The sequence below is a fragment of the Streptomyces kanasensis genome, assembly GCF_043077165.1.
GTDB lineage: Bacteria > Actinomycetota > Actinomycetes > Streptomycetales > Streptomycetaceae > Streptomyces > Streptomyces changanensis.
Map to the genome: position 1 here is coordinate 198,450 of NZ_JBIBSF010000006.1, position 21,415 is coordinate 219,864.

Consider the following 21,415-nt stretch of genomic DNA (forward strand, 5'->3'; position numbering starts at 1 on the left):
GCTCCGTCTGAGGCGCGCAGGCCCGCAGCGCAACCTTTAGCATACGGCCGCCGGGGGGCGGGGTCAATGCGCGAAGGCGCCCACCCGGGGCGGATCCCTCCATACCCGGCACAACTAAGCTTTCCCGAGGCCATCCTGGCCGCGGCGCGCCGCGACACACCGGGCGCGGCGGCCGGGCGGCACGGCCGGGGCACCCTCTCGGGACCCGTGCGTGATGTCCGCAAAACTACAGCGACGGACGAGATGATCCAAGACCTCCAAGACGACGAGCCCGAGGCGACGCGGCGAGACGCGGGCGACGCGGAGAGCAGCAGGGCCAGCCGGGGCTGGTGGGACCGGAACGCCGACGAGTACCAGAGCGAGCACGGCGGCTTCCTCGGCGACGACCGGTTCGTGTGGGGCCCCGAGGGGCTGGACGAGGCGGACGCCGGGCTGCTGGGCCCGGCCGCGGCGCTCCGGGGACTGGACGTCCTGGAGATCGGCGCCGGCGCGGCCCAGTGCTCGCGGTGGCTGGCGGCGCAGGGGGCGCGGCCGGTCGCGCTGGACCTCTCCCATCGGCAGCTCCAGCACGCGCTGCGCATCGGGGCGGACGGGCTGGCGCTGGTGCAGGCCGACGCCGGGGCGCTGCCGTTCCGGGACGGTTCCTTCGACCTGGCGTGCTCGGCGTACGGGGCCGTGCCGTTCGTCGCCGACCCGGTCCGGGTGTTCCGCGAGGTGCGGCGGGTGCTGCGGCCGGGCGGGCGCTGGGTGTTCTCCGTGACGCACCCGCTGCGATGGGCGTTCCCGGACGAGCCGGGGCCCGAGGGGCTGACCGTGGCGTCGTCGTACTTCGACCGCACGCCCTACGTGGAGCAGGACGAGGAGGGCCGGGCGGTGTACGTGGAGCACCACCGCACCGTCGGCGACCGGGTCCGGGACGTGGTGGCGGGCGGCTTCCGGCTGGTGGACCTGGTGGAGCCGGAGTGGCCCGCCTGGAACGGCCAGGAGTGGGGCGGCTGGTCCCCGCTGCGCGGCAACCTCATCCCGGGGACGGCGATCTTCGTGTGCGAGCGCGCGTGATGCGACTGCGGGAGGAGGCGTCGGCCCTCCCCGTGCGCACCGCGCTGCCCGCCCTGGAGCGGGCGCTCGACGGGCACGGGGCCGCGGTGCTGTGCGCGCCGCCCGGCACGGGGAAGACCACGCTGGTGCCGCTCGCGCTCGCCGGGCGCGGCGCGCGGGTCGTCGTCGCCGAGCCGCGGCGGATCGCGGCGCGGGCGGCGGCCCGGCGGATGGCGTGGCTGCTGGGCGAGCCGGTGGGCGGCCGGGTGGGCTTCACGGTGCGCGGCGAGCGGGTGGTGTCGCGCGGGACGGTCGTCGAGGTGGTGACGACGGGCGTGCTGCTCCAGCGGCTCCAGCGGGACCAGGAGCTGGCCGGGGTGGACGTGGTGGTCCTGGACGAGTGCCACGAGCGGCACCTGGACGCCGACACGGCCGCCGCGTTCCTGCTGGACGTGCGCGCCGCGCTGCGGCCCGAGCTGCGGCTGGTGGCCGCCTCGGCGACGACCGACGCGGAGGGCTGGTCCCGGCTGCTGGGCGGCGCGCCGGTGGTGGAGGCCGAGGGGACGGCCCATCCGGTGGAGGTCGTGTGGGCCCCGCCGGCGTCGTCCGTGCGGCCGCCGCACGGGATGCGCGTGGACCCGGCGCTCCTGGCGCACGTGGCGTCGGTGGTGCGGCGGGCGCTGGCGGAGCGCTCCGGCGACGTGCTGTGCTTCCTGCCCGGTGTCGGGGAGATCACGCGGGTGGCGGGTCTCCTGGCGGGGCTCGCGGACGTCGAGGTGCTCCAGGTCCACGGCCGGGCGCCGGCGGCGGTCCAGGAGGCGGTGCTCTCCCCCGGCCTGGGCCGCCGGGTGGTGCTGGCGACGTCGGTGGCCGAGTCGTCCCTGACCGTGCCGGGCGTGCGGGTGGTGGTGGACTCGGGGCTGGCCCGCGAGCCGCGGACGGACCACGCGCGGGGCCTCGGCTCGCTGACCACGGTGCGGGCGTCGAGGGCGGCCTCCCGGCAGCGGGCGGGCCGTGCGGGGCGCGAGGCGCCGGGCGCGGTGTACCGCTGCTGGACGGAGGCGGAGGACGGGCGGTTGCCGCGGTTCCCGGCTCCCGAGATCCAGGTGGCGGACCTGGCGGCGTTCGCGCTGCAGGCGGCCGTCTGGGGCGATCCGGACGCGTCCGGCCTGGCGCTGCTGGACCCGCCCCCCGCGGGTGCGCTGGCCGCGGCGCGGTCGGTGCTGGCGGCGGTCGGGGCGGTGGACGCGGCGGGCCGGGCGACGGAGCGGGGCGTACGGATGGCCCGTCTGGGCCTGCATCCGCGGCTCGCCCGCGCACTGCTGGACGGCGCGCCCGCCGTGGGGGCGCGGCGCGTCGCGGAGGTGGTGGCGCTGCTGAGCGAGGAGCCGCCGCGCGAGTACGGCGACGACCTGGCGGCCGCGTGGCGCGCGGCGCGGCGGGGCGGTGACGCGTACGGGGCGCGGTGGCGGCAGGAGGCGCGGCGGCTGGCGGGGCAGCTGGACGGGGCGGGGACGCCGCCGGACGGCCTGCCGGACGACGCCGTCGTCGGGACGGTCACGTCGCTGGCGTTCCCGGAGCGGGTGGCCCGGGCCAAGGGCGCCGGGGCGTTCCTGATGGCGTCGGGGACGGGCGCGGAGCTCGGGGACGGGTCGCGCTTGCGGGCGGCCCCGTGGCTCGCGGTCGCCGTCGCGGACCGGTCGCCGCACGCCGCGTCCGCCCGGGTGCGGCTCGCCGCGGTGGTGGACGAGGAGACCGCCCGGTCGGCCGCCCGGCACCTGCTCGCGGCGGGCGAGGAGGTGCGGTGGGAGGACGGTGACGTCGTCGCGCGGTCCGTGGAGCGGCTGGGCGCGATCGAGACGGCCGTACGGCCGCTGCGGGACCCTGATCCGGCGCTGGTGCGCGCCGCCCTCCTGGAGGGGTTGCGGCGCGAGGGGCCCGGGCTGCTGCGCTGGTCTCGGGAGTCGCAGGAGCTGCGGCTGCGACTGGCGTTCGTGCACCGGGTGGTGGGCGCCCCGTGGCCCGACGTGTCGGACGCCGCGCTGCTGGACCGCGCGGAGGAGTGGCTGGAGCCGGAGCTGTCACGGGCGCGGCGCCGGGGGGACCTGGGGCGGATCGACGCGGGGCAGTGCCTGCAGCGGCTGCTGCCGTGGGCGAGCGGCGACGCGGCGCGCCTCGACGCGTTGGCGCCGGAGCGGATCGAGGTGCCGAGCGGCTCGCGGATCCGCGTGGAGTACGGGGGTCCGCAGCCGGTGCTGGCGGTGAAGCTGCAGGAGATGTTCGGGCTGGCGCGGACGCCGCGGGTCGCGGGGGTGCCCGTCCTGGTGCACCTGCTGTCGCCGGCGGGGCGGCCGGCGGCCGTCACCGCCGACCTGGAGTCGTTCTGGCGGGAGGGCTACCGGGCCGTGCGTGCCGAGCTGCGCGGGCGCTACCCGCGGCACCCGTGGCCGGAGGACCCGGCCACCGCCGTACCGACGCGGCGCGCCAACCCGCGGCGCTGAGACTCCGCCGGGCGGCCCGGCGGGCGGAGCCGGGCCCTGGCGGGCGGCCGGGTCTCGGCGGGCGGCCGGGTCTCGGCGGGCGGCCGGGTCTCGGCGGGCGGCCGGGTCTCGGCGGGCGGGGTGGCGCCGGCCCGGCGGGTGGGGCGGGCGCGGCGGCGGGCGTCGGCGGCGGGGGGTGCTGGGTGTCCCTGGGTGGTGGGTGCGGCGGGGCCGGGCGGGCTCACCTCCTCGGGGTCGGCGGGCTCGGGTCCCGGCCGGGGCACCCGCCCTTCTCCGCCGACCCCTGCGGGGGCGAACCCGCCCGGCCCCACCTCCCGTCGCGGGCGCCTGACCGGTCGTGGAGGGCGCCGGGGACGGTGGGCGTGGGGCGGGTACAGCCACGGGGTGGGTACAGCCATGGGGTGGGTACGGCCACGGGGTGGGTACGGCGGCGGCTCGCGCGCGGGGTGGTGGTGGCGGCGCCGGTGCGGCGACACCGCGGGGCGCTGACGCCGCGTCAGTCCGCAGGGTGTGGGGTGGGTTTCCCCCGGGGCGGGCGGGGTCTTCCCCGTACCCGCCGGCGCCCGGGCCGACAAGCGGTGCGGCCCGCCGCCCCGCCCCCGCGGGAGGCGGGAGCGGGGCGGCGGGCCGCGGAGGGGTCGGTCAGGCGGCGGTGACGTGCAGTTCCACCGTGAGCGTCGCGCCGCCCTGCGCCGTGAGGCTCAGGAGGAACGTGCCGGTCCGGCCGTCGGCGTACAGCTTCGGCAGCTGCAGGACGCCGTCGGCGTCGGTCTTCAGGCCCGCGAGGGCGCGCAGGGGCTCACCCCGGCCGTCCTTGAAGAAGGGCCCCTCCTCGGCGGGCCGGAGACTGCCGTCCGCGGCCTTCACCAGCACGGTGGCGGTGAGCGCCGCACCGGCCACGGGAGCGCCCTTGCGGGTGGCCTTCACGGTGACCTGCTCGGCGAACTCGCCCTCCGGGGCCGCCGACAGGGCCGCGTCGCCCGTACGGACGAGGGCGTCCGCCTGACCGGAGGTGACCGTCGCCGCGAAGTCGGCGGGGCCGACGGCCGGGCGCTGCGGGACGGCGGCCCGGACGGTGAACTGCCCGGTCCGGTCGCCGGCGTCGAGTACGGGGGCGGTGGCGGTGCCGTCGGCGCCGGTGGTGACGGTGGCGACGGTCCCGCCGCCGGGGAAGCTCGCGTCGGTGTCGCCGATGACCTCGAACCGGACGGGGACGCCGCCGAGCGCCTTGCCCCACGCGTCGCGGGCCGTGACCACGGGCCGCACGGGGAACTCGGTGCCGGCGGGGGCGGTCAGCGTGCCGGCGCCGGTGACCACGAGGCGGTGCAGCCGGTCGAGCGGGGTCGTCGGCTTGGGCGGCGGGGTCGGGGTCGGCGTGGGCTGCGGCTTCGGGGGCGTCGGCTTCGACGTCGGGGGCTGCGAGGGCTTGGACGGGGTCGGCTTGGCGCCCGGGGTGGACGGCGTCGGGGTGGGCGTGGGGGTCGGGGTGGGGGTGGGCGACGGAGTGGTGACCGGCGTGCTCGGGACCGGGTCGGTGCCGGGCTGGACGGGCGAGGTGACGGGGTCGCTGATGTCGCCGGGCTGCACACCGCTGCCGTCGGGGACCTGGTGCGTGCCGCTCTTGTAGAACTCGAACCAGGACAGCACCGTGCGCAGGTACTCGCGGGACTGGTTGTAGCTGAGGATGGCGCGGTCGAGGTCCGCCTTCAGCGCGAGGTCGCGGTTGTTGGCGCACAGGTACATGCCGGCGGCCTGCGCGGCGTCGAAGATGTTGTTGGGGTCCTTGCGGCCGTCGCCGTTGGCGTCCTGCCCCCACGACGCCCAGGTGGAGGGGATGAACTGCATCGGACCGACCGCGCGGTCGTGCCGGGCGTCGCCGTCGTAGGCGCCGTTGTCCGTGTCGGTGATGTTGGCGAAGCCGTTGCCGTTGAGGACCGGGCCGAGGATCGGCGACGGCGTGGTGCCGTTGGCGTCGACGCGGCCGCCGCGGGCCTGGCCGGACTCGACCTTGCCGATGCCCGCGAGGAGCTGCCAGGGGAGGTTGCACCCCGGCCTCGTGGTCTTCAGGTGCTGCTCGGCCTGCTTGTAGGCGGCGAGGACCGTCGCCGGTATGCCCGCCTCCGCGGGGCCGGTGCCCAGCAGCCCGTCGGCGGCGCTGCCCGGCGGCAGCGGGTTCGGGCTCTTCAGCGGCGGCAGGTCGGTGTAGTAGGGCGAGTCCCCGGTGGCGGTGGAGCCCGAGGGGGTCGGCGGTGTGGTACCGCCGGCCGTCTGGCCGCCCGCGATCGGGGTGGCGCCCGGTGCCTGCGACGCCGAGAGGGCCGCCACCGCCGCGGCGGCCACCGCGGTGGTGGTGGCGCCCTTGCGCAGTCGACGGCCGATGTGCGCTGCCATGCGTGTGTCCCTCCCCGATGGCGCCCGTCGGCGCCGAAGACCTCGGCCGCGCGCCCCGGTGCGCGGCTCAGGCGACCCTACGTCAACTCGGCGCTCCGCCACACCGAGGGCTGACCTCTTTTCACGCTTCCGTCACCGGTCGTCTGCGTACTGCTCCACACCGACGTGCCGGAGTGATCACCTCATGATTGATACTGACCGCTGTTGCCGAACCTGAAATGACCTACCGGGGGCCCGCGTTCATGCCGTTCACACTGAGCCATGCCGCCGCGGTACTGCCCGGGATGCGGAGGTCCGGCACCGCGCGCGGGCCGCTGGTCGCGTCCGCCCTCGTCACGGGGTCGTTCGCACCGGATATGACCTACTTCGCGGACAGTGTCCTCCCCGGCGCCATGGCCTTCGGCGCGGTGACGCACGGCACCTTGGGCGTCCTCACCGTCGACGCCGTGACGGCGGCGCTGCTGACGGCCCTGTGGCTGATGGTGCGTGAGCCACTCGTCGCCCTGCTGCCCGTGCGGTGGCGGGGGCGGGTGTACGCGGTGCTGCGCGGCCGGCCCTGGCGCGGACGGCACCCGGCGGCGCTGGCGGTGTGGTTCTACGTCTCGGCGGTGCTCGGCGCGGCGACCCACGTGGTGTGGGACCTGTTCACGCACCCCGACCGGTGGGGCACGCGCGTCCTGCCGGTGCTCGGCGAGGTCGTGGCGGGCTTCCCGCTGTACCTGTACGCGCAGTACGGCGGTTCGGCGCTGGCGCTGGTCGTGCTCGTGTGGTTCTGCCGGGGCGCCCTGCGCCGCGCCCCCGCGCCGGAGGCCGGTGCGGGGATGCCGTGGCCGGCGCCGACCCGGCGGGGCCGGTGGCTGGCGGTCGGGGTGCTCGCCGGGTGCGCGGCGGTGGGGCTGCTCCACCGGTGCCTGCGCTGGTACGCCTACTGGGGCCGGATCGAGACGCCCCTCGACATCGTCCCCACCGCCTGCTTCGGCGCGGGCGCGGGGCTGGCCGCCGGCCTGGTCCTCTACGGCGCCGGGGCGCGACTGCGGACCAGGACGCTCCGGCCCTGACACGTACCGCCGCACGGTCCGCCCCGACGCGCGCCACCGCGGCGCCCGTCTGTCCGGGAGCACCGCCGTCGAGCGGCCGGCCCCGGACCCGGCACCCGCCGGGGCGCGGCCGCACGGGCCGCGCCCCGGGGCGGCGGGGTCAGTGCGCGGCGGACTCCCAGTCGGGACCGACGCCCACGGAGACGTCGAGCGGCGCCCGCAGCTCGACCGCCGACGCCATCTCCCGGCGCACGATCTCCTCGACCGGCTCCCGCTCCCCCGGCGCCAGCTCCAGCACGATCTCGTCGTGCACCTGGAGCAGCATCCGGGAGGTCAGACCGGCCTCCGTCAGGGCGCGGTCCACGTTGAGCATGGCGACCTTCACGATGTCGGCGGCCGTGCCCTGGATCGGGGCGTTCAGCGCCATCCGCTCGGCCATCTCGCGGCGCTGGCGGTTGTCGCTGTTCAGGTCGGGCAGGTAGCGGCGGCGGCCGAGCATCGTCTCGGTGTACCCCGTCGCACGGGCCTCGTCGACGACCCGGCGCAGGTAGTCCCGCACCCCGCCGAAGCGCTCGAAGTAGGTGTCCATCAGTCCGCGCGCCTCGGCGGCCTCGATGTTCAGCTGCTGCGAGAGGCCGAACGCCGACAGGCCGTACGCCAGCCCGTACGACATGGCCTTGATCTTGCGGCGCATCTCGGCGTCGACGGCGGACTTGTCCACGCCGAACACCTGCGAGGCGACCGTGGTGTGCAGGTCCTCGCCGGAGGTGAACGCCTCGATGAGGCCCTCGTCCTCCGAGAGGTGCGCCATGACGCGCAGCTCGATCTGGCTGTAGTCGGCCGTCATCAGGGCGTCGAAGCCCTCGCCGACGACGAAGCCCCGGCGGATGGCGCGGCCCTCGTCCGTGCGGACCGGGATGTTCTGGAGGTTCGGGTCCGTGGACGACAGCCGTCCGGTCGCGGCGACGGTCTGGTTGAACGTGGTGTGGATCCGGCCGTCCGCCGCGACCGTCTTGATCAGGCCCTCGACCGTCACGCGGAGCTTGGCCTGCTCGCGGTGGCGCAGCATGATCACCGGCAGCTCGTGCTCGGTCTGCGCGGCGAGCCACGCCAGGGCGTCCGCGTCCGTGGTGTAGCCGGTCTTCGTCTTCTTCGTCTTCGGCAGGTTCAGCTCGCCGAAGAGGACCTCCTGGAGCTGCTTGGGCGAGCCGAGGTTGAACTCGTGGCCCACCGAGGCGTGCGCCTCCTTCACGGCGTGCTGGACCTGGCCCGCGAACTGCTGCTCCATCGCCTCCAGGTGCGCCCGGTCGGCGGCGATGCCGTGCCGCTCCATCCGGGCGAGCAGCTCGGAGGTGGGCAGCTCCACCTCGTGCAGCAGACGGGTCGCGCCCACCTCGGCCAGGCGCGTGCCGAAGGCGTCACCGAGGTCGAGGACGGCACGGGCCTGCGTCATCAGCGCGTCGGCCTCCGCCGTCTCGTCCGCGCCGAACGCCAGCTGGCCGTCGGCGGCGGACGCTGGGGCGAGCTCCCGGCCCAGGTACTCGACGGAGAGCGCGTCCAGGGCGAAGGAGCGGCGGCCCGGCTTCACCAGGTACGCCGCGAGCGCCGTGTCCATCGAGACGCCCGCCACGCTCCAGCCGTGCTCCGGCAGGACGCGCATGGCCGCCTTGGCGTTGTGCAGGACCTTCGGGCGGGCGGGGTCGGCGAGCCACGCGGCGAACGCCCGCTCGTCGGCCTCGTCCAGCCCCGACGGGTCGAACCACGCCGCCGCGCCGTCCGCGGCCGCGAGGGCGACCTCCGCGACGCTGCCGACGCCGAGCGCCCAGGTGTCGACCGTGGCCATGCCGAGCGGTCCGTCGCCGTGGCGCTCCAGCCACGGCGCCAGCTCGCCCGTGCCGAGGACCGCGCCGTCCAGCTCGACGCCGGCGGCCGGGGCCGGGGCGGACTCCTCCTCGGCGCCCGGGTCCACGGCGAGCAGCCGCTCGCGCAGGCTGGGGTTGCGGATCTCCAGGACCTCCAGGAAGCCCTTGAGCGCCGTGCGGTCGTAGGGGGCGCGCTCCAGGTCGGCGACCGTCTTCGGCAGCTCCACGTCACGCACGAGCTCGGTGAGGTGGCGGTTGAGCTTGACGGACTCCAGGTGGTCGCGCAGCGCCTGCCCGACCTTCCCCTTCACCTCGTCGGCGCGCTCGACCAGCTCCTGGAACGACCCGAACTGGGTGATCCACTTCGTGGCCGTCTTCTCGCCGACGCCCGGGATGCCCGGGAGGTTGTCCGAGGGGTCGCCGCGCAGGGCGGCGAAGTCCGGGTACTGGCTCGGGGACAGGCCGTACTTCTCCTGCACCTTCTCCGGCGTGAAGCGGGTGAGCTCCGAGACGCCCTTCGTCGGGTACAGCACCGTGACGTGGTCGGAGACCAGCTGGAAGGAGTCCCGGTCGCCGGTGACGACGAGGACCTCGAACCCGGCGGCCTCCGCCTGGGTGGCCAGCGTGGCGATGATGTCGTCCGCCTCGTAGCCCTCCACCGCGAAACGGTCGGCGTTCATCGTGTCGAGCAGCTCGCCGATCAGCTCCACCTGGCCCTTGAACTCGTCGGGGGTGGAGGAGCGGTTCGCCTTGTACTCCGGGAAGTCCTTCGAGCGCCACGTCTTGCGGGACACGTCGAACGCCACGGCGAAGTGCGTGGGCGCCTCGTCGCGCAGCGTGTTCGCCAGCATCGACGCGAAGCCGTACACGGCGTTGGTCGTCTGCCCGCTCGCCGTGGTGAAGTTCTCCGCGGGCAGGGCGAAGAACGCCCGGTACGCCAGGGAGTGCCCGTCCATGAGGAGCAGGCGCGGACGGTCTTGTGCGGTCTTCTTCGATGCTGTCTCAGCCACGGACACGATCCTGCCACGCCGCACCGACAACGGCTGACGGCCGGGGTCGCGCCGTCGGTGCCGCGTGACAGGATCGGGGGGACACGGCACGTACGGCGAGACGAAGACGAAGGAGCGCCCGCCATGGTCAGCAAACCGCCCGCAGGTGACCCGGTCCAGGACGCTCCGCGGGTGACCGGCGCCCAGCACTCCGCGGCCGGGCTGCCGGGCGTCGTGCACGGCCTGCGCGCCTCGCAGCGGCAGATGGGCCTGGGCCGTACCGCCCGCACGCTGCTCAAGGTCAACCAGAAGGACGGCTTCGACTGTCCCGGCTGCGCCTGGCCGGAGGGTGACGAGCGGCACGTCGCGGAGTTCTGCGAGAACGGCGCCAAGGCCGTCGCCGAGGAGGCCACGCTCCGCCGCGTCACGCCGGAGTTCTTCGCCGCCCACCCCCTGTCCGAGCTGGCCGGCCGCAGCGGCTACTGGCTCGGCCAGCAGGGCCGCATCACCCACCCCGTGTACCTGGCGGAGGGCGCCGAGCGGTACGAGGAGGTCAGCTGGGAGCGGGCCTTCGGGATCATCGCGGAGGAGCTCACCGCCCTCGACTCACCGGACGAGGCGCTCTTCTACACCTCGGGCCGCACGAGCAACGAGGCGGCGTTCCTGCTCCAGCTCTTCGCCCGCGAGTTCGGCACCAACAACCTGCCGGACTGCTCGAACATGTGCCACGAGTCGTCCGGGTCGGCGCTCACCGAGACGCTCGGCGTCGGCAAGGGCAGCGTCTCCCTCGACGACCTCCACCAGGCCGACCTGATCATCGTCGCCGGGCAGAACCCCGGCACCAACCACCCGCGCATGCTGAGCGCCCTGGAGAAGGCCAAGGCGGCCGGTGCGCGGATCATCTCGGTGAACCCGCTGCCCGAGGCGGGCCTGGAGCGGTTCAAGAACCCCCAGACGCCCAAGGGACTGCTGAAGGGCGCCACCCTCACCGATCTCTTCCTGCAGATCCGCATCGGCGGTGACCAGGCGCTCTTCCGCCTCCTCAACAAGCTCGTCATCGAGACCGAGGGCGCGGTGGACGAGGAGTTCGTCCGCGAGCACACCCACGGGTACGAGGAGTTCGCGGCGGCGGCCCGCGCCGCCGACTGGGACGAGACGCTGACCGCCACGGGCCTGACCCGCGCCGAGATCGAGCGGGCGCTGCGCATGGTCCTCTCCTCGCGCCGCACCATCGTCTGCTGGGCGATGGGCCTCACCCAGCACAAGCACTCCGTGCCCACCATCCGGGAGGTCGTCAACCTCCTCCTGCTGCGCGGCGCCGTGGGGCGGCCGGGGGCGGGCGTCTGCCCGGTCCGCGGTCACTCCAACGTCCAGGGCGACCGGACCATGGGCATCTTCGAGCGCCCCTCCGACGCCTTCCTGGACGCCCTGGACGCGGAGTTCGGCATCACCTCCCCGCGCCACCACGGCTACGACGTCGTGCGCGCGATCCAGGCGCTGCGCGACGGACGCGCCAAGGTCTTCTTCGCGATGGGCGGGAACTTCGTCGCCGCCACCCCGGACACGGACGTCACCGAGGCCGCCATGCGGCGCGCCCGCCTCACCGTGCACGTCTCCACCAAGCTCAACCGGTCCCACGTGGTGACCGGCGCCCGCGCGCTGATCCTGCCCACGCTGGGCCGCACCGACCGGGACGTCCAGGCGTCGGGCCGGCAGTTCGTGACCGTCGAGGACTCGATGGGGCTGGTCCACGCCTCCCGCGGCAACCTCCCGCCGGCCGGTCCGCGGCTCCTCTCCGAGCCGGCCATCGTCGCGCGCATGGCGCGGGCGGCCCTCGGCCCGTCCTCCCGCACACCGTGGGAGGAGTTCGAGAAGGACTACGCGACCATCCGGGACCGCATCGCGCGCGTCATCCCCGGCTTCGAGGACTTCAACGCCCGCCTCGCCGCGCACCCCGGCGGCTTCGCCCTCCCCCACGCCCCGCGGGACGAGCGGCGCTTCCCGACCGCGACGGGCAAGGCGAACTTCACCGCGGCCCCCGTCGAGTACCCGAAGGTGCCCGAGGGCCGGCTGCTGCTGCAGACCCTGCGCTCGCACGACCAGTACAACACCACCATCTACGGCCTCGACGACCGCTACCGCGGCATCAAGGGCGGGCGACGGGTCGTCCTGGTCCACCCCGACGACGCGGCGCGGCTCGGCCTCGCGGACGGGACGTACGCGGACCTGGTCGGCGAGTGGAACGACGGCGTCGAGCGACGCGCGCCCCGCTTCCGCGTCGTCCACTACCCGACGGCGCGCGGCTGCGCGGCCGCCTACTATCCCGAGACCAACGTCCTGGTCCCGCTCGACGCGACCGCGGACGTCAGCAACACCCCCGCCAGCAAGTCCGTCGTCGTCCGTCTGGAACAATCACCGCCCGACTGAGCGTTCGCTCAGCCACCGGCACCACCAGGCCGGCCGTACGACGACGAACGGAGTCCGGGCCCCATGGGCGAGCAGACCGCAGTGAAGTTCCCGCAAGAGGTCATCGACGAGTACGCCGCGCTCGGCGTCGACCTGCCCGCCCTGTTCTCCGCGGGCCACCTCGGCGAGCGCATGGGCCTGCGGATCGTCGAGGCGGCGCCCGACCGTGTCGTCGGCACCATGCCGGTGGAGGGCAACACCCAGCCCTACGGGCTGCTCCACGGCGGGGCGTCGGCCGTGCTCGCCGAGACGCTCGGGTCGGTGGGCGCCATGCTGCACGGTGGCTCGAAGAAGATCGCCGTCGGCGTCGACCTCAACTGCACCCACCACCGGGGCGTCCGCTCGGGCCTGGTCACCGGGGTCGCGACCCCGGTCCACCGCGGCCGCTCCACCGCCACGTACGAGATCGTGGTCACCGACGAGCAGGACAAGCGGGTCTGCACCGCGCGCCTGACGTGCATGCTGCGTGAGGTCACCGCGCAGGACGCGGGGAGCGTCCCGGGCGTCGTCTGACGGGCACGCGCGAGCGCCGGGCGCCCCGTGGAGGGGCACCCGGCGCCGTCACACGCCGCGGGTCAGGCCGCGCCCTCGCCGAGGTAGGCCGCGCGGATGCGGGAGTCGGCGAGCAGCTCGCCCGCCGGACCGGCCATGGCCACGGATCCCGTCTCCAGGACGTATCCCCGGTGGGCGAGGCCCAGGGCCTGCGTGGCGTTCTGCTCCACCAGCAGCACCGTGGTGCCCTGCTCGTTGATCTCCTTGATGATCTCGAAGATCTGCTGGACGATCAGCGGCGCCAGGCCCATGGACGGCTCGTCCAGCAGGAGCAGCTCCGGGCGGCCCATCAGGGCGCGGCCGATGGCCAGCATCTGCTGCTCGCCGCCGGAGAGGGTGCCCGCCTGCTGGGAACGCCGCTCGGCGAGCCGGGGGAAGAGCGTGAACACCCGGTCCAGATCGCCGGCGTCCACCGACGAGAACCGGTACGCGCCCATCTCCAGGTTCTCCAGCACCGTCATCGTCGCGAAGACCCGCCGGCCCTCGGGCACGTGCCCGATGCCGAAGTGGACCAGTTCGTGCGACTTGATGCCGTCGATCCGCTCGCCGCGCAGCAGCACCTGGCCGTGCCGGGGCTGGAGCATGCCGGAGATCGTCCGCAGCGTGGTCGTCTTGCCCGCGCCGTTGCCGCCGAGCAGGGCGACGATCTCGCCCTTGCCGACCGTCAGGTCGATGCCCTTCAGCGCCTCGATGGCGCCGTAGAACACCCGCATCCCCTGCAGTTCGAGCAGCGTCCCGTCCGGGGCGCCGGTCCCGCCGGCCTCCGTCCGCGCCTGTGCCGTCGTGCTCACTGGCCGCTCTCCTCGTCGCTCCGCGCACGGCTCGCGCCGTCCGCCCGGACCTCGTCCCCACCCGAGCCGACCCCGTCGTCCGCGGAGCCCACGGGGCCCGCGGTCTCAGCGGTGTCGGTGGTGTCGGCGACGTCGGTCGTGTCAGTGGCCTCCGCCGTGTCGGCGGCCCCGGCGGTGTCGGTGGGATCCGCGGTGTCCGCGACGGCGGGCTCCCGCCCACCGGTGGCGTCGGCCGCCTCGGCGCCGGTACCGTCCTCGGCCCCGGCGTCGGCGCCGGTTCCCGCGTCGGCCCCGGCGTCGGCGCCGGTGGCGTCGGCCGCGGCGGTGGTTCCGGCCTCGGCCGTGCCGGTCCCGGTGGCGTCGGCGTCCGCGTCGGCGTCGGCGGCGTCCGCCGGGTCCGCGGCCGTGGTGCCGGCCGCGGCCGTGGCGGGCGCCGTGGCCGACGTGGTGGCCGTGGTGGCCGTGGCGGGTTCCGGGTGCTGGTCCTCGACCGCGTGCCGGACCGCTTCCGCGTCCTCCGCCGAGGTGCCCAGGTACGCCTCGACCACGGCCGGGTGCTGCTGCACCTCGCTGGGCGTGCCCTCGGCGATCTTCTTGCCGAAGTTGAGGACCATCACTCTGTCGGCGACCGACATGACCAGCCGCATGTCGTGCTCGATCAGCAGCACGCTCACGCCGAGTTCGGTGTTGATCCGCCGGATCAGCCGCTCCAGCTCCAGCTTCTCCGTCGGGTTGGTGCCCGCCGCCGGCTCGTCCAGCAGCAGCACCTGCGGGTCCGTCGCCAGCGCCCGGGCGATCTCCAGGCTCCGCTGGTCGCCGTAGCTGAGGCTGCCGGCGATCTCGTTGAGCTTGTCCTCCAGCCCCACGAACGTCAGCAGCCGGTGGGCGCGTTCGTCGCTCTGCCGTTCCGCCCGGCGCGCGCCGGGCAGGCCCAGCATGATCGACACGGGGCCGGCCTTGAGCCGTGTCTCCGCGGCGATCTTCACGTTCTCCAGCGCCGTCAGCGCGGAGAAGAGGCGGATGTTCTGGAAGGTGCGGGCCACCCCGACCCGGTTCACCAGGTGGGGCTTGCTGCCGAGCAGGGACTTCCGCTCGCCGTCCTTCGAGATGAAGACGATCTTCCCTTCCTGCGGGGTGTAGGCGCCCGTCAGGGAGTTGAAGAACGACGTCTTGCCCGCGCCGTTCGGGCCGATGACCGCCAGGACCTCGCCCCGGCGCATCGACATGTCGACCTTGTCGAGGACCGTGAGCCCGCCGAAGCGCAGCGTCACGTCCGTCGCCTGGAGCACCGGCTCCGCGGCCGGCGCACTCGTCACTTCAGTGGTCATCGGACCTTGCCTCCCGCCGGCTCGGACATCGCGTCCGCGTCACCGAGGCCCTCCTCCGCCAGCTTCAGCTCTCGCTGACGGCGGCGGGACGGCCAGATGCCCTGGGGCCGGTAAATCATCATGATCACGAGCAGGGCGCCCAGGTACATGTACCGGTCGGACGGGTCCACGTAGTCCTTCAGCGCCTCCGGCAGCCACACCAGGGCGGCCGCGCCCATCAGCACGCCCGGGATCGATCCCATACCGCCGAAGATCACGTACGCCAGGATCAGGATCGACTGGAGCAGCGGGAACACCTCGGGATTGATGTAGCCGTACTTGCTGGTGAAGATCACGCCGGCCACGCCCGAGGTGGACGCGCCGATCGCGAAGGCCATCAGCTTGAACCGCACGGTGTCGACGCCGTTCGCGGCCGCCGCGATCTCGTCCTCGCGGATCGCGGTCCACGCCCGGCCGACCCGGGAGTGCTCCAGCCGCGAGAAGAGGATGATCACCAGCACGATGAAGAAGACCAGCAGGTACCAGTACGGCAGCGGCTTGATCGACCACTTGTAGGCGATGCCCGCGAAGTCGAACGAGAAGTCCGGGATGAGGCGGGCGCCCTGCGGGCCGCCCGTCACGCCGTCGGCGTTCTTCGCCACCAGGTAGATGATCTCGTGGAAGCCGAGCGTCACGATCGCCAGGTAGTCGCCCCGCAGCCGCAGCGTCGGCGCGCCGAGCAGCAGGCCGGTGACCAGGCAGGTGACCACCGCGATGGGGATGACCCAGAACGGGTTCAGCACGACGGGCGGCTCGATGGGCAGCCGCCCCGTCCAGAACGCCGTCGAATAGGCGCCCACCGCGAAGAAGGCGAAGAAGCCCAGGTCCAGCAGGCCCGCCCAGCCGATCACGACGTTGAGGCCGATGGCCAGCAGCGCGAAGATCGCGATCTGGTCGACCAGGACCGTCTGCCACGTCCGCGACAGCATCGACGGGACGACGAGGGCCAGCACCAGTGCGAGCCCCATGAGGCCCCAGCGCAGCCGCCGGTCGCCCTGGAACCGGTCGCGCAGCGCGCCGACCGGGCCGCCCGTGGCCGACCGGGCCTGGCCGACGGCGCCCTTGATGGGCTCGCCCGCGAACTCGCGAAGCGCCCACACGCCCACCGTGAGGCCGAGGCACACCCACAGGTGCGGCCCCAGCAGGGAGCTCTCGATCGAGAAGAAGATGTCCCGCGTGTTGCCCTGCTCGCCGGTGACCAGCGCCAGCAGGACACCGAGCGCCAGCAGCGCCCACAGCCGCGTGAACCGGGGCTGCTGGTACCACGCGGTACGACGGAGCCTGCTCGCCGCGGACGCCACGTCCTTCACGGAAGAATCCACCGTGCTCACGCCGCCCTCCCCACTTGCTTGCCGAGGATGCCCATCGGACGGAACATCAGCACGAGAATCAGGACGACCATGGCGGAGACGCTGCGCCACTCGTCGCCCAGGAGCGGCACGGTCATCGTCTCGACCACGCCGATCAGCACGCCGCCGGCCATCGCGCCGCGGATGTTGCCGATGCCGCCGACGACGGCCGCGGCGAACGCGGTGATGCCGGGGATGAAGCCCATGGTGTACGAGACCTGGTTGAGGTTGGCGAAGAGGAAGCCGGCGACACCGCCGAGCACGCCGCCGATGACGAAGGTCCGGGAGATGACCCGGTCGATGTCCACGCCCATGAGGGAGGCGACCTCGGCGTCCTGGGCGACCGCCCGGATGCCCTTGCCGAGCTTGGTGCGGTTCACCAGCAGGTCGAGGCCGACCATCATGACGACGGCGGTGAGGAACTGGAGCATCTGGGTGACGTTCACACCGGCGCCGAAGAGGCTGAACACGGCGTGGTTGTCGTACATCTCCGGCAGCGTCACGGGGTCGCGCCCGAAGAGCTTGCCGGCGAGGTTGTAGAGGAAGAAGGAGGCGCCGATCGCGGTGATGAGGAAGATCAGGCGGGGCGCGCCCCGGCGGCGCAGCGGCCGATAGGCCACCTTCTCCAGGCCGTAGGCGGTCACGCCGCCGAAGAGGGCGGAGCCGGCCATGGCCAGGGCGACGAAGCCGATGGAGGCCAGTGCCGAGGGGTTGTCCCCCGGGTTCACCAGCTGGAGGACGATGAGGCTGCCGTAGGCGCCGAGCATGAAGACCTCGCTGTGCGCGAAGTTGATCAGCTGGAGGACGCCGTAGACGAGGGTGTAACCGATGGCGATGACGGCGTACAGCGAGCCGAGCATCACACCTAGGACGAGGTAGTCCCAGAACTCCTGGAGGGACATGGGAACGAACTTCCTTGTGGGAACCGGGCGGAGTCCGTGGCGCTCATGGCGGCAGCGGTCCGCGGCGGGACAGGCGAATCAGACACGTACGGGGTCGGAGGGAGGACCCCGGTGCCGGACGGGGGCCGGGAGAAGCACGCCTCCCGGCCCCCGTCACCCGGCGTACAGCCGCTCCGGCCTCAGCCGACCAGCTCGTTGACGTTGCCCTGGTAGGCGATCTTGCCGCCCTTGACCTGGTACAGGTACACGTCCGTACCCTTGAACTCGCCGTTCTCGTCGAAGGAGAAGGTCTTGGTCAGGCCCTTGTAGGAGGCCTTGGCCAGCGCGTCGCGCAGCGCCTCGCGCTGGACGTCGCCCTTCAGGCCCTTGATCTGCTCGATGATCATGTTGGTGATGTCGTACGCCTCGGCGGAGTACGTACCGGGGGCCCGGTTGAACGCCTTCTGGTAGTCGGCGGCGAACTTCTTCGTCCCGGCCTCGACGGTGGCGTCGGTGCAGGGGCAGGTGAGGAACCAGCTCTCCGAGGCGTCGCCGGCCAGCTCGATGAACTTGGCGTCGTTCGTGCCGTCACCGGAGATCGCGGAGCCCTTGTAGCCGGCCTCCTTCAGCTTCTTGGCGAACGGCGCGGCGTCCTGGTAGTAGCCGGCGTAGATGAGGGCGTCGGCCTTGGAGTTGACGACGTCCTTGGCCGTGGCGCTGTAGTCCGGCGTCTTCTGCGGGACGGCCTTGCGGACGACCTGGATGCCGGCGGCCTTGAGGCCCTTCTCGGCGACGGCGGCGAGGCCGGTGCCGTAGTCCGTCTTGTCGTCGACCAGGTAGACCTTCTTCGCCTTCAGCTTCTTGGCGTAGTAGGTCGCCATCGCGGCGCCCTGCTGGTTGTCGTTGGGGACGCCGCGCAGCAGGCTCTCGAAGCCGTTCTTGGGGTCCGTCAGGGTCGGGTTGGTCGCCGACGGCGACACCGTCACCAGGCCGGCCTCGGTGTAGAGGGGGGAGGCGGTGTTCGTGGGGCCGGAGAAGGCGGGGCCGACGACCGCGACGACGCTCTCGTCGTCGATGGCCTTCTGCGCGGCGGCCGTGGCCTTGTCGGGAAGTCCCTGGTCGTCCGCCGCCACGTACTCCAGCTTGAGGTCCAGGTCGCCCTTGGCGTTCGCCTGGTCGATGGCCAGTTTCACACCGTTCTGCATGTTCTCGCCGAGCGCGACGTTGTCGCCGGACAGCGGTCCCTGGAAAGCGATCTTGAGGGTGTCACCGTCACTGCCCGCATCGCTGCAACCGGTCAGCGCGAGGGCGCCCACGACCACGGGAACAGCAAGTCTGACGATGGTTTTGTTCAGCACAACGCACTCCCTGGAGCCGCCCGAACGATCTTGTGTGAGCTGGAAGTTCGAACAACTTCCTCACATGACACCGCTTGTCCTGCGGTGTGCGGGGAATGTAATCGTCTGTTCGGCTCATCGGATAGGTCGGCGACCGATGTGTGATCCCCCTGTGACCTGGGTCATGCGCCGGAAACAGAACACTCCTTACCGGCCAGCGGACGTGACGGTGACCGGAACACGATCGTCACGACCCACCCCGTCGCGGCTGAAAACCGCCCCTGAGCTGCGCCGGGCCCACAACGGCGGAAGCCCCCGGCCCGTTGTCCACCTCCCACAGGAGCGGACGACGGGCCGGGGGCTTCCCCGGAACCCGGCCGACGGCTGTCGGCCCACCGCCGTACCGGGGCGGGCGCCCCGGTACGGCCCTCACTGACCCTTCGCGGCCTTCTTCTCCTCGGCGTCCTCGATGACCGCCTCGGCCACCTGCTGCATGGACATGCGGCGGTCCATCGACGTCTTCTGGATCCACCGGAACGCCGCGGGCTCCGACAGCCCGTACTGCGTCTGCAGGATGCTCTTCGCGCGGTCCACCAGCTTGCGCGTCTCCAGACGCTGCGCGAGGTCCGCGACCTCCTTCTCCAGCGCCCGCAGCTCCGCGAACCGCGACACCGCCATCTCGATGGCCGGGACCACGTCGCTCTTGCTGAAGGGCTTCACGAGGTACGCCATCGCGCCCGCGTCGCGCGCCCGCTCCACCAGCTCCCGCTGGGAGAAGGCGGTCAGCATCAGCACCGGGGCGATCGACTCGCCGGCGATCTTCTCGGCGGCCGAGATGCCGTCGAGCACGGGCATCTTCACGTCGAGGATCACCAGGTCGGGGCGGTGCTCGCGGGCGAGCTCCACGGCCCGCGCGCCGTCCCCGGCCTCGCCGACGACGGAGTACCCCTCCTCCTCCAGCATCTCCTTGAGGTCGAGGCGGATGAGGGCCTCGTCCTCGGCGATGACGACGCGGGTCGTCAGCGGCGGGACGTGCGACGTGTCGTCGTCGGCGACGGGCGGCTGGGGCGACTCGGGGGCGGTCACGGAGGCTCCTCGTTGCGGGGCGGTACAGCTCCCCATGAGCCTACCCAGCTGCGGTATGGTGGACTCGCAGCGGGTCGGGGGGAACCTTCGATTCTGCGAGCCCCGGTAGCCCAATTGGCAGCAGGCAACGGATTCAAAACCCGTACAGTGTCGGTTCGAGTCCGACCCGGGGCACTTTTCCTTTGTTTCCATGGTCACGCCGCTGCCGACCTTCGTGCCGTTCGGCGCCCTCTTCCCCACCGCCCGCCGGGCGCCCCGCGCTCCCGCGGTGGACGCCCGTCGACCGGACGCGGACGTGCGGGACCCCTCAGCGGACCGCCTCGCCGATGCGGTGCACGCGGACCAGGTTCGTGGACCCCGCCACCCCGGGCGGGGAACCCGCCGTGATCACCACGATGTCGCCGGGCCGGCAGCGGCCGATCTCCAGCAGGTGCTCGTCCACCTGCGCCACCATGGCGTCCGTCGACTCCACGTGCGGGCCGAGGAAGGTCTCGACGCCCCACGTGAGGGTGAGCTGCGAGCGGGTCGCCGGGTCGGGGGTGAAGGCCAGGAGCGGGATCGGGGACCGGTAGCGGCTCAGGCGCTGCACGGTGTCACCGGACTGGGTGAAGGCGACGAGGTACTTCGCCCCGAGGAAGTCCCCGATCTCCGCCGCCGCCCTGGCCACCGCGCCGCCCTGCGTCCGCGGCTTGTTGCGCTCCGTGAGGGGCGGCAGGCCCTTGGCCAGCACGTCCTCCTCTGCGGCGGCGACGATGCGGCTCATCGTGCGGACGGTCTCGACCGGGTGGCGACCGACGCTGGTCTCGCCGGAGAGCATCACGGCGTCCGTGCCGTCGATGACGGCGTTGGCGACGTCGCTCGCCTCGGCACGCGTGGGGCGGGAGTTGTCGATCATCGAGTCGAGCATCTGGGTGGCGACGATGACCGGCTTGGCGTTGCGCTTGGCGAGCTTGACGGCGCGCTTCTGGACGATGGGCACCTGCTCCAGCGGCATCTCCACGCCGAGGTCGCCGCGGGCCACCATGATGCCGTCGAAGGCAGCGACGATGTCGTCGATGTTCTCCACGGCCTGCGGCTTCTCGATCTTCGCGATGACCGGCACGCGGCGCCCCTCCTCGTCCATGACGCGGTGGACGTCCTCGACGTCGCGTCCGCTGCGGACGAAGGAGAGGGCGACGACGTCGGCGCCGGTGCGCAGCGCCCAGCGCAGGTCCTCGACGTCCTTGTCGGAGAGGGCGGGCACGGAGACGGCGACGCCCGGGAGGTTGAGCCCCTTGTGGTCGGAGACCATGCCGCCCTCGACCACCCGGGTGCGGACGCGGGGACCGTCGACCGCGGTGACCTCCAGGGCGACACGGCCGTCGTCCACGAGGATCCGCTCCCCCACGGTGACGTCCGCGGCGAGGCCGCCGTAGGTGGTGCCGCACAGGGCGCGGTCGCCCTCGACGGGCTCGGTCGTGATGGTGAACTCGTCGCCGCGTTCAAGGAGTACGGGCCCCTCGCGGAAGCGGCCGAGACGGATCTTCGGACCTTGAAGGTCGGCGAGGACCCCGACGCTGCGGCCGGTCTCGTCGGACGCCTTGCGGACGCGGGCGTAGCGTTCTTCGTGGTCGGCGTAGGTGCCGTGGCTGAGGTTGAAGCGGGCCACGTCCATCCCGGCTTCGACGAGGGCCTTGATCTGGTCGTACGAGTGGGTGGCGGGTCCCAGCGTGCAGACGATTTTCGCTCGGCGCATGGTGCGAGCCTAGGGCTTACCGATGGGTAGAGG

The 21,415-nt window shown here is 73.4% G+C and carries 14 protein-coding genes and 1 tRNA gene; 6 read left to right on the forward strand and 9 right to left on the reverse strand.

What is annotated here, in order from left to right; all coding sequences use genetic code 11:
- The first annotated feature begins 243 nt into the window (after nucleotides 1–243).
- Together ACF053_RS17195 and hrpB are read left to right on the forward strand one after the other, a co-directional pair.
- Nucleotides 244–1,059, forward strand: coding sequence for a class I SAM-dependent methyltransferase (locus ACF053_RS17195; RefSeq protein ID WP_391954838.1), 816 nt, complete (start codon nucleotides 244–246; stop codon nucleotides 1,057–1,059).
- The gene (gene hrpB, locus ACF053_RS17200) at nucleotides 1,059–3,539 is read left to right on the forward strand and encodes an ATP-dependent helicase HrpB (RefSeq protein ID WP_391954839.1); all 2,481 of its coding nucleotides are present in this window, start codon (nucleotides 1,059–1,061) and stop codon (nucleotides 3,537–3,539) included. The genes ACF053_RS17195 and hrpB overlap by 1 nt, the downstream gene beginning before the upstream one ends.
- A gap of 642 nt (nucleotides 3,540–4,181) precedes the next feature.
- Here the strand turns inward: hrpB and ACF053_RS17205 are convergent.
- A complete protein-coding gene (locus ACF053_RS17205) occupies nucleotides 4,182–5,930 on the reverse strand; it encodes a lytic transglycosylase domain-containing protein (RefSeq protein ID WP_391954662.1) in 1,749 nt (582 codons plus the stop codon).
- Between the two features lie 242 nt (nucleotides 5,931–6,172).
- Between ACF053_RS17205 and ACF053_RS17210 the strand changes: the two genes are divergently transcribed.
- Entirely contained in the window at nucleotides 6,173–6,988 is an 816-nt protein-coding gene (locus tag ACF053_RS17210) for a DUF4184 family protein (RefSeq protein ID WP_391954663.1), read from the forward strand.
- Nucleotides 6,989–7,127: 139 nt separating this feature from the next.
- Here the strand turns inward: ACF053_RS17210 and polA are convergent, their stop codons facing one another.
- On the reverse strand, nucleotides 7,128–9,839 hold the full coding sequence (polA, locus tag ACF053_RS17215) for a DNA polymerase I (protein ID WP_391954664.1): 2,712 nt from the start codon (nucleotides 9,837–9,839) through the stop codon (nucleotides 7,128–7,130).
- A 123-nt stretch (nucleotides 9,840–9,962) separates the two neighbouring features.
- On the opposite strand from polA, the gene ACF053_RS17220 reads away from it, so the two are divergent.
- Together ACF053_RS17220 and ACF053_RS17225 are read left to right on the forward strand one after the other, a co-directional pair.
- The gene (locus ACF053_RS17220; RefSeq protein WP_391954665.1) at nucleotides 9,963–12,245 is read left to right on the forward strand and encodes an FdhF/YdeP family oxidoreductase; all 2,283 of its coding nucleotides are present in this window, start codon (nucleotides 9,963–9,965) and stop codon (nucleotides 12,243–12,245) included.
- Nucleotides 12,246–12,308: 63 nt separating this feature from the next.
- Complete coding sequence (locus tag ACF053_RS17225; protein WP_391954666.1) at nucleotides 12,309–12,797, forward strand: PaaI family thioesterase; 489 nt, start codon at nucleotides 12,309–12,311, stop codon at nucleotides 12,795–12,797.
- A 62-nt stretch (nucleotides 12,798–12,859) separates the two neighbouring features.
- Here ACF053_RS17225 and ACF053_RS17230 read toward each other — a convergent pair whose 3' ends face one another.
- The 6 genes from ACF053_RS17230 to ACF053_RS17255 form a co-directional block, all read right to left on the reverse strand.
- Nucleotides 12,860–13,549 (reverse strand): ABC transporter ATP-binding protein, encoded by a 690-nt coding sequence (locus ACF053_RS17230; protein WP_391954840.1) that lies wholly within the window; start codon nucleotides 13,547–13,549, stop codon nucleotides 12,860–12,862.
- A 74-nt stretch (nucleotides 13,550–13,623) separates the two neighbouring features.
- Nucleotides 13,624–14,955, reverse strand: coding sequence for an ABC transporter ATP-binding protein (locus ACF053_RS17235; protein ID WP_391954667.1), 1,332 nt, complete (start codon nucleotides 14,953–14,955; stop codon nucleotides 13,624–13,626).
- A complete protein-coding gene (locus tag ACF053_RS17240) occupies nucleotides 14,952–16,325 on the reverse strand; it encodes a branched-chain amino acid ABC transporter permease (RefSeq protein ID WP_391954668.1) in 1,374 nt (457 codons plus the stop codon). Before ACF053_RS17240 ends, ACF053_RS17235 begins: the two co-directional genes overlap by 4 nt.
- Nucleotides 16,322–17,245: a branched-chain amino acid ABC transporter permease gene (locus ACF053_RS17245; RefSeq protein ID WP_058944733.1), complete on the reverse strand. Its 924-nt coding sequence runs from the start codon at nucleotides 17,243–17,245 to the stop codon at nucleotides 16,322–16,324. Before ACF053_RS17245 ends, ACF053_RS17240 begins: the two co-directional genes overlap by 4 nt.
- A gap of 179 nt (nucleotides 17,246–17,424) precedes the next feature.
- Nucleotides 17,425–18,582, reverse strand: a complete 1,158-nt coding sequence (locus tag ACF053_RS17250; RefSeq protein WP_391954669.1) for a branched-chain amino acid ABC transporter substrate-binding protein — start codon at nucleotides 18,580–18,582, stop codon at nucleotides 17,425–17,427.
- 408 nt (nucleotides 18,583–18,990) lie between these two features.
- Nucleotides 18,991–19,647 (reverse strand): ANTAR domain-containing response regulator, encoded by a 657-nt coding sequence (locus ACF053_RS17255; protein WP_058944731.1) that lies wholly within the window; start codon nucleotides 19,645–19,647, stop codon nucleotides 18,991–18,993.
- Nucleotides 19,648–19,746: 99 nt separating this feature from the next.
- Here ACF053_RS17255 and ACF053_RS17260 point away from each other — a divergent pair.
- Nucleotides 19,747–19,821 (forward strand) — tRNA-Leu (locus ACF053_RS17260).
- Nucleotides 19,822–19,954: 133 nt separating this feature from the next.
- On the opposite strand, the gene pyk is transcribed toward ACF053_RS17260, so the two are convergent.
- Entirely contained in the window at nucleotides 19,955–21,382 is a 1,428-nt protein-coding gene (pyk, locus tag ACF053_RS17265) for a pyruvate kinase (protein ID WP_391954670.1), read from the reverse strand.
- Nucleotides 21,383–21,415 lie beyond the last annotated feature (33 nt).